The organism is Micromonospora sp. BL1 (assembly GCF_003667485.1).
Lineage (GTDB): Bacteria > Actinomycetota > Actinomycetes > Mycobacteriales > Micromonosporaceae > Micromonospora > Micromonospora tulbaghiae.
The window spans coordinates 1-8,662 of record NZ_RCVK01000153.1 but is presented as its reverse complement, the minus strand read 5'-3'; the positions used below and the strand labels follow the sequence as shown (position 1 = coordinate 8,662).

At 72.6% G+C, this 8,662-nt stretch carries 6 protein-coding genes; 5 read left to right on the top strand and 1 reads right to left on the bottom strand.

Annotation, left to right across the window (positions count from 1 at the left end):
* Positions 1-72 precede the first annotated feature (72 nt).
* The 3 genes from EAD96_RS04895 to EAD96_RS04885 all read left to right on the top strand — a co-directional run bounded on the left by EAD96_RS04895 (position 73) and on the right by EAD96_RS04885 (position 5,479).
* Positions 73-1,605 carry an acyl-CoA carboxylase subunit beta gene (locus EAD96_RS04895; RefSeq protein WP_064448130.1) on the top strand — a complete coding sequence of 511 codons (1,533 nt, stop codon included), beginning with the start codon at positions 73-75 and terminating at the stop codon, positions 1,603-1,605.
* Between the two features lie 87 nt (positions 1,606-1,692).
* Positions 1,693-2,841, top strand: coding sequence for an acyl-CoA dehydrogenase family protein (locus tag EAD96_RS04890; protein ID WP_030499564.1), 1,149 nt, complete (start codon positions 1,693-1,695; stop codon positions 2,839-2,841).
* 100 nt (positions 2,842-2,941) lie between these two features.
* A complete protein-coding gene (locus EAD96_RS04885) occupies positions 2,942-5,479 on the top strand; it encodes a helix-turn-helix domain-containing protein (protein ID WP_121683431.1) in 2,538 nt (845 codons plus the stop codon).
* Positions 5,480-5,717: 238 nt separating this feature from the next.
* Here EAD96_RS04885 and EAD96_RS04880 read toward each other — a convergent pair whose 3' ends face one another.
* Positions 5,718-6,209, bottom strand: a complete 492-nt coding sequence (locus EAD96_RS04880) for a MarR family winged helix-turn-helix transcriptional regulator (protein WP_121683430.1) — start codon at positions 6,207-6,209, stop codon at positions 5,718-5,720.
* Positions 6,210-6,310: 101 nt separating this feature from the next.
* Between EAD96_RS04880 and EAD96_RS04875 the strand changes: the two genes are divergently transcribed.
* Positions 6,311-6,892 carry a YceI family protein gene (locus EAD96_RS04875; protein ID WP_120572438.1) on the top strand — a complete coding sequence of 194 codons (582 nt, stop codon included), beginning with the start codon at positions 6,311-6,313 and terminating at the stop codon, positions 6,890-6,892.
* Between the two features lie 255 nt (positions 6,893-7,147).
* Positions 7,148-8,626: a glutamate--cysteine ligase gene (locus EAD96_RS04870; RefSeq protein ID WP_120572437.1), complete on the top strand. Its 1,479-nt coding sequence runs from the start codon at positions 7,148-7,150 to the stop codon at positions 8,624-8,626.
* Positions 8,627-8,662 lie beyond the last annotated feature (36 nt).

Sequence of the window (8,662 nt, the reverse complement as noted above, 5' to 3'; positions counted from 1 at the left end):
GGGTGGGGTAGCCTAACGATCGTTCAGGTCGGTGGGCGCCCTGTGCGGGGGGCCGTGGCAACGGGAGTCGGCGTGACGCTCGACGGTGAGGCTCTGGAGCAGCTACGCAAGCGCGCCCGCGCCGGCGGAGCGGACAAGTACCACGCGGCCAACGCCGCGAAGGGGAAGCTGTTCGCCCGTGAGCGAGTGGCGTACCTGGTCGACGAGGGCTCCTTCGTCGAGGACGGGCTCTACGCCAACGCCATGGCCGACGGTCTGCCCGCCGACGGCGTGGTCACCGGCACCGCCACGATCGACGGCCGCCAGGTCTGCCTGATGGCCAACGACTCCACGGTCAAGGCCGGCAGCTGGGGCGCGCGTACCGTCGAGAAGATCATCCGGATCATCGAGCGGGCCTACGCGACCGGCGTCCCGATGGTCTACCTGGTCGACTCGGCCGGCGCCCGGATCACCGACCAGGTCGACCTGTTCCCGGGCCGGCGCGGCGCCGGCAAGATCTTCTGGAACCAGGTCCGCGCCTCCGGCTCGATCCCGCAGGTCTGCGCGCTGTTCGGGCCGAGCGCGGCGGGCGGGGCCTACATCCCGGCGTTCTGCGACGTGGTCGCCATGGTGGACGGCAACGCCAGCATGTACCTCGGCTCCGACCGCATGGTCGAGATGGTCACCGGCGAGAAGACCACGCTGGAGGCGATGGGCGGCGCCAAGGTGCACTGCGCCGAGTCCGGCGTGGGTCACTTCCTCTGCAAGACCGAGAACGACGCGCTCGACGTGGTGCGGACGTACCTGTCGTACCTGCCCTCGAACTGGAAGCAGGACCCGCCGGCCGCCGAGGCCGTGGACGCGCCGGAGAAGGCCGACCTGGCCGCGTTGGTCCCGGCCAGCGAGCGGCAGGCGTTCGACATGCGCCGGTACGTCAAGGGTCTGCTCGACTCCGGCAGCTTCTTCGAGATCCAGGCGCTGTGGGCCAAGGAGCTGACCATCGGGTTCGGCCGGCTGAACGGCGAGGTCGTCGGCGTGGTCGGCAACAACTCGATGTTCAAGGGCGGCGTGCTCTTCGTCGACTCGGCCGACAAGGCGACCCGGTTCGTGCAGCTCTGCGACGCGTTCAACGTGCCGCTGCTGTTCCTCAGCGACGTGCCCGGGTTCATGGTCGGCAGCGCGGTGGAGAAGCAGGGCATCATCCGGCACGGCGCGAAGATGATCACGGCGATCTCCGAGGCGACCGTACCCAAGATCTGTGTGGTGGTCCGCAAGGCGTACGGCGCGGGTCTGTACGCGATGGCCGGTCCCGGCTTCGAGCCGGACGCCACGATCGCGCTGCCCACCGCGAAGATCGCGGTGATGGGCGCGGAGGCCGCGGTGAACGCGGTCTACGCCAACAAGATCGCCGCCATCTCCGACGAGGCCGAGCGGGCCGCGTTCGTGGCCGCGAAGCGCGAGGAGTACGAGCGCGACATCGACGTGGTCCGCCTCGCCAGCGAGCTGGTGGTGGACGCGATCGTCGAGCCGCACGAGCTGCGCGCCGAGCTGGTCCGCCGGTTCGCCGCCGCGCGCGGCAAGGAGCGGCACTTCTCCCGGCGCCGGCACGGCGTCACCCCCGTCTGACCGGCCCACGCACCCGGTTCGACCCACCCACGCCCCGGCGTCACGAGCGCCCGGCCCGTCCGTACCGCGTCCCACCAGGAGGATCAGATGGACTTCCGGCTCAGCGACGAACAGGAGGCGCTGCGCTCCAGCGTGCGGGAGTTCGCCCGCGAGGTGGTCGCACCCACCATCGCCGAGCACTACGAGCAGCACACCTTCCCGTACGAGATCGTCCGTCAGATGGGCAAGATGGGCCTGTTCGGGCTGCCCTTCGCGGAGGAGCACGGTGGCATGGGCGGCGACTACTTCGCGCTCTGCCTGGCGCTGGAGGAGCTGGCCCGGGTCGACTCCAGCGTGGCGATCACGCTGGAGGCGGCGGTGTCGCTCGGCGCGATGCCGATCTACCGGTTCGGCACCGAGGAGCAGAAGGCGCAGTGGCTGCCGAAGCTGCTCAGCGGTGAGGCGCTGGCCGGGTTCGGGCTCACCGAGCCGGGCACCGGGTCGGACGCGGCCGGCACCCGGACGCGGGCCGTCCTGGACGGCGACGAGTGGGTGATCAACGGCTCGAAGGCGTTCATCACCAACTCCGGCACCGACATCACCGCGCTGGTCACCGTCACCGCCGTCACCGGTACGCGGCCGGACGGCGGCAAGGAGCTGTCCACGATCATCGTGCCGTCGGGCACGCCCGGTTTCACCGTCGCGCCCGGCTACTCCAAGGTCGGCTGGACGGCTTCGGACACGCACGAGCTGACGTTCGACGACTGCCGGGTGCCGGCGGCGAACCTGCTCGGCGAGCGCGGCCGGGGCTTCGCGCAGTTCCTGCGCATCCTGGACGAGGGCCGGATCGCCATCGCTGCGCTCGCCGTCGGCCTGGCCCAGGGCTGCGTGGACGAGTCGATCAAGTACGCGAAGGAGCGCCAGGCGTTCGGTCAGCCGATCGGCAACTACCAGGCGATCCAGTTCAAGATCGCGGACATGGAGATGAAGGCGCACACGGCCCGGCTGGCCTACTACGACGCGGCCGCCCGGATGCTCGCCGGTGAGCCGTTCAAGCGCCAGGCGGCCATCGCCAAGCTGCACGCCTCCACCGTCGCCGTGGACAACGCCCGCGAGGCGACGCAGATCCACGGCGGGTACGGCTTCATGAACGAGTACCCGGTGGCCCGCTTCTGGCGCGACTCCAAGATCCTGGAGATCGGCGAGGGCACCAGCGAGGTGCAGCGCATGATCATCGCGCGCGACCTCGGCATGTGAGGACGCCCGAAACCGCGCCCTGTCGGATATCGGCAGTGGACGGTCGGGTGGTTGACGATGGGCTGTGGAGCGTCGGAGTCCATCCGTAATCTTCGTGCCCATGACTCCGGATCATGACCGTGCGCGGGGCCCGGGCGGTCGTACCGGTCTGTCCGATCTGCTGCGCGGGCACCGGCTCGCCGTCGGCCTGACCCAGGCCGAGCTGGCGGACCGGGCCGGCGTGGGCGTACGGACGGTCCGCGATCTGGAACGGGGGCGGGCCACCCGGCCCCAGCGCACCACCGTCGACCTGCTGGCCGACGCGCTCGGCCTGAGCGGTGACGAGCGGCGCGAGTTCGTCGACACCGCCCGGCCCCCGGCATCCCGTCTTCCCGCCGCCGGTGCCGCCGCCGACGATCCGCCGGTGGCGCTGCCCCAGCCCGTACCGCTGTTCGGCCGCGAACGGGACGTGGCGGAGGTGTCCGGCCTGCTCGACGCGTACCCGGTGGTGAGCCTGGTGGGGCTCGCCGGGGTGGGCAAGACGGCGCTGGCCGTCACAGTCGCGCACGCGCTGGCGGCCCGCCACCCAGCGGGCGTGGCCGGGGTGCTCGTGGGCGAGGGCTCGGACACCCCCGACGTGCTCGCCGCGTCGGTGTCGATGTTCGGCGTGAACCGGTTGGCCGACCTGTCCTGCCGGATCGGCGACCGGCGGGCGCTGCTGCTCGTCGACGCCGTCGACCGGGCGCCGGACGCGGTGGCCGGGGCGCTGCGCGTCCTGACCGCCGCCGTGCCGACGCTGCGGGTGCTGGTGACCGGCCGCCGCCCGGCGGGCCTGCCCGGCGAGCTGGTCCGGCCGGTCGCGCCGCTCGACGTGCCACCGGCCGGCGTCGAGCCCGCCGATCAGGCCGACCTGGACCGCTGGCCGGCGGCGGCGCTGTTCGCCGCCCGCTTCGCCCAGGCCCGCCGGGAACCGCCCACCCCGGCCGAGCTGCCGGCGCTGGCCGCGCTCGTACGCCGGCTCGGCGGACTGCCGCTCGCCATCGAGCTGATGGCGGCACGGGGACGCATCCTCGACGTCACCGAACTGCTCGACCGCTACGGCGACCGCGTCCTGGACCTGACCGGCGTACGCCCCGGCTGGGAGCCCGCCGACACGTCCGCCGGCACTGTGACGCTGCGCGACGCGGTGGCGAGCAGCTATCACCTGCTCGCCACCGCCGACCGGGCGGCGCTGCGGCGGCTGTCCGCGTTCCGTAACCGCTGGTCGGTCGAGCTGGCCGAGGAACTGCTCGCCGACGGCGGCCGGCGGTGGGACGCCGCGCCGTTGCTGGACCGGCTGCGCGAGCTGGGCCTGCTCAGCGTCCGAGGCACCGGCCCGTTCCGGTTCCGCCTGCTGGACGCGGTCCGTGACTTCGCCGCGGAACAGGCCGACGCCGACGGCGAGACCGCCCGGATCCGGATGCGGCACGCGGCGGTGATCGCCGGTCTGGTCCACCGCACCGCGCCGGGCCTGGTGGGCGCACAGATGTCCGGTGCGGTGCGCGCGCTCGACGAGGCGACGAGCGACATCACCGCCGCGCTGACGTACGCCGCCGAGCACGCGCCGGAGACCGCGCTCCTGCTCGCCGCCTCACTGCCGCGATGGTGGCGGCTGCGCGGGCGGGACGTCTCCGGCCGCCGTCGGCTGCGTCGGCTGCTCGCCGATCCGCGTACCGCGGGTGCCCGGCCCACGCTGCGGGCCTGGGCCATGCTCGGCGCGGCCCGGCTGGCCGCCGAGCACGGCGCGGGCGCGGAGGAACTGCCGGCGGCCCGGGCCGCCCTGGTCGTCTTCGCCGAGGCGGGCGACGTGACCGGCGAGCTGTCCGCCCGTTCGGTGCTCTGCGCGCTGCTGCTCGGGCTCGGCGCGCACGACGAGGCCCGCGAGCAGGCCGAGGCCGCGCTGGCGGCGGCCACCCGGCACCACCGGGTACGCGAGATGGCCGTCGCCCAGGCGCACCTGACCTGGCACGACGTACGCGAAGGGCGGCTGGCCGGCGCCCGACGGCGGCTGGCCACCGTCGACCGGCTGGCGGCACAGTGCGGTGACCAGCGCCTGCGTGTGCTGGCGCGGGCCGATCAGGCCGAGCTGACCCGCCTGGAGGGCCGGTTCGCCGAGGCGGTCGAGCAGGGGCGCCGGGTGGCCGCCGCGCTCGCGGAGCTGGGCGATCCCGGGCGGCGGCGCCGGACGGTCGGGGCGGTCGGGTTGGCGCTCGCCCACGCCGGGCGCACCGACGAGGCGCTGGCCACCGTCGCCGAGCTGTGGCCGTCGGGCGCGGTGCCGGGCCGGCGCCGTCCACCAGCGGTGGAGATGCTCGACCCGCCCGGCGCGGGCGGGGACGCCCGCACCGAGGACGCGCTGCGCGGGTTGATCGAGGGCCACGTGGCGCTGCACCGGGGAGACCGGGAGCTGGCGGCGGAGTGGTTCGCCGCGGCTGCGGACGCGGCGGAGGGAGTCGCCGACCGGCGGGATCTGGTCGAGGCGCTCGTGGGGCTGGCGGTCAGTACCGCTGACCCGCGTGTGCTGGACCGGCTGGACGCGGCGCGGCAGGTCACCGGCGTCAGCCTGCTACCGCAGGAGGAGGAGTTGCTGTTCTCCCTGTCGGCCCGGCGCGGGCGATGAGCGCCGGTGGACGGCGGGTCGCGTCGGCCGGGCACGGGGAGGCGGAGGGCGCGGGGGTGGCGCGAGCGAAGTAGCCCCCTGGTGCTGCCCCTCGCTCCACGCTCGCGCCAGCACCCCCCGGTGCCCCCCGCTGCCGGAAGACTACCGAGGCGTGACGACCGATTCGCGAATATACGGACCGCTTTGTCCGGCTGCCCTGGCGGTTCTGCCGGTCATTCTGCCGGTGAGTCGCGGACCTTCAGGCGGCGTCGTCGGCCGGCTCGGTGCTGCCGGCGGTGGCGCCCGGATGGACCGCGTCGCGCACCCGGCGCAGCCCGTCCAGCAGCCCGTCGAGCTGTGCCGGGTCGAGCTGGCTGGTGAACCACTGCTCGATGATCCGCAGATGGCCGGGAAGGACATCGTCCAGCCGGCTCAGGCCGGCGGTGGTCACCACCGCGAAGGAGCTGCGCCGGTCGGACGGGCAGGCGCGCCGGCAGATCAGCCCGTCCCGCTCCATCCGGTCCACCACGCGGGTCACGCCGCTGGTGGAGAGCGAGGTCTGTGCGGCCAGATCGGTCATCCGCAGCTGGTTGTTGGGTGAGCGGGCGAGCCGGGTCAGCACCTCGAACTCGACCGGGGAGAGGCCGTGCTCCTCGAACTGGGCGGCGAACCGGGCGGCGAGCCCGGCATGCGCCTCGACGAGCAGGCCGACGGCAGTGATCCGGGGGTCGTCGAACACGTTCTGGTCCACGCCACCATCCTAGCAACACTTGACACAGGGAATATTGTCTCAACTATAGTTGCTCAGTCAGTCGTTGGGCTCCTAAACATTCTTCTCCGGAGGAGAGCATCATGACCAGCAGCACCGAGGCGACTACCCGCGACTGGGAGGGTCTCACCATCCCCACCCCCGGCACCTACGTGCTGGACGCCGCGCACAAGCGTGTCGGCTTCGTCGCGCGGCACATGATGGTCAGCAAGGTACGCGGTGAGTTCGCGGACGCCACCGCCACCATCACCGTCACCGACGACCCGATGCAGTCCACGGTCACCGCCAGCATCCAGGCGGCCAGCATCAACACCGCCCAGGCCGACCGCGACGCGCACCTGCGCAGCCCGGAGTTCCTCGACGCGGAGCAGTTCCCGACGCTGGAGTTCCGCAGCACCGAGGTGAAGTCCCGCGACGGCAACGAGTTCGTGCTCGTCGGCGAGCTGACCATCAAGGGCGTGACCCGTCAGGTCGAGCTCGAGGTGGAGTTCGAGGGCGTCGGCCGCAGCCCGTTCGGGCAGGACATCTTCGGCTTCTCCGCCTCCACCGAGATCGACCGCGAGGACTTCGGCCTGACCTGGAACGTGGCGCTGGAGACCGGCGGCGTCCTGGTCGGCCGCAAGGTCAAGATCGAGATCGAGGGTGAGGCCATCCGCCAGGGCTGAGCCCGGCACCGGCCCGCAGCGCCCGCACCGTCCGCCGACGGTGCGGGCCCTTCTCGCGTACGCCCCGGCGGTGCGAATCGTCACGTGAAGTTCTCCGCCAAGGACGCGCTGGTGACGGCGGTGACGGGGTACAGGTGCAGACCTGTCGCCCGTCCAGCCGGGCGGCGGGGTGGGCGCACTTACGCCCACCACGCGAATGGTTCACAATGCGTTGCGGAACGGTACGGTTCCGTCGCACCGGCGCCGGGAGGACACATGGGCAGAGACGTCGAGCAGGGCGCCTTCTCCCGGGAGGATCGGGTCCGCTACCGGCAGAAGGTCCGGCGATGTCTGGACGTGTTCGCGCTGATGCTCGACGACTTCGGCTTCGACGCCGACCGCCCGATGACCGGGCTGGAGATCGAGCTGAACCTGATCGACGCCGCCGCCGAACCGGCGATGCGCAACGACCAGATCCTGGCCGACATCGCCGACCCGCTGTTCCAGACCGAACTGGGGCAGTTCAACCTCGAACTGAACGCCTCGCCCCGGCTGATCGAGGGCGGCGGCTTCGCCGACTACGAGCAGGACCTGCGCAGCAGCCTCAGCCGCGCCGACGAGCGGGCCGCCAAGTCCGACGCGACGATCATGATGGTCGGCATCCTGCCCACGCTCACCGAACGCCACCTGGTCGCCGACAACCTCTCCACGAACGAGCGGTACCGGGTCCTCAACGACCAGATCGTGGGCGCCCGCGGCGAGGACATCGAACTGGACATCAACGGCGTGGAGCGGCTGCGTACGCACACCGACTCGATCGCGCCGGAGGCCGCCTGCACCAGCCTCCAGTTCCACCTCCAGGTCGCGCCGGACAGCTTCGCCGACTACTGGAACGCCTCCCAGGCGATCGCCGGCGTACAGGTCGCCGTCGGCGCCAACTCGCCGTTCCTCTACGGCCGGCAGCTCTGGGCGGAGACCCGGATCGCGCTGTTCCAGCAGGCCACCGACACCCGGCCCGACGAGCTGAAGGCCCAGGGCGTACGCCCCCGGGTGTGGTTCGGCGAGCGCTGGATCACCTCGATCTTCGACCTGTTCGAGGAGAACGTCCGCTACTTCCCGCCGCTGCTGCCCATCTGCGAGGAGGAGGACCCGGTCGAGGTGCTGCACGCCGGTGGCGTGCCCCAGCTCGGTGAGCTGCGACTGCACAACGGCACCGTCTACCGCTGGAACCGGCCGGTCTACGACATCATGAACGACCGCCCGCACCTGCGGGTGGAGAACCGGGTGCTGCCCGCCGGCCCGACGGTGGTGGACATGCTCGCCAACGCGGCGTTCTACTTCGGGCTGGCCCGCGGCCTCGCCGAGGCGGACCGTCCCATCTGGAGCCAGCTGACGTTCAGCTCCGCGGAGGAGAACTTCCACGCCGCCGCCCGGCGCGGCATCGAGGCGGTCCTGCACTGGCCTCGGCTCGGCGACGTGCCGGTCACCAAGCTCGTCCTCGACACGCTGCTGCCGGTGGCCGCGCAGGGGCTGGACCGGTTCGGCGTCGCCCCGGCCGAGCGGGACCGCCTGCTCGGCGTGATCGAGGGCCGCTGCCGTACCGGCCGCAACGGTGCGGTCTGGCAGACCGAGACGGTGTGGACGGCCGAGCGGACCCGGGGCCTGGACCGGGAAGCCGCGCTGCACCACATGGTCCAGCGGTACGCCGAGCTGCAACGCGGCAACGAGCCCGTCCACACCTGGCCCGTCGACTGACCCCCCGGGCCCCCGGGGCCGCTCGGCCGTCCACAC

What these genes read in the sequence shown, in the direction of transcription:
- EAD96_RS04890 (WP_030499564.1), top strand. Translation starts at nt 1,693, where the DNA reads ATGGACTTCCGGCTCAGCGACGAACAGGAGGCGCTGCGCTCCAGCGTG.
- EAD96_RS04885 (WP_121683431.1), top strand. Translation starts at nt 2,942, where the DNA reads ATGACTCCGGATCATGACCGTGCGCGGGGCCCGGGCGGTCGTACCGGT.
- EAD96_RS04875 (WP_120572438.1), top strand. Translation starts at nt 6,311, where the DNA reads ATGACCAGCAGCACCGAGGCGACTACCCGCGACTGGGAGGGTCTCACC.
- EAD96_RS04870 (WP_120572437.1), top strand. Translation starts at nt 7,148, where the DNA reads ATGGGCAGAGACGTCGAGCAGGGCGCCTTCTCCCGGGAGGATCGGGTC.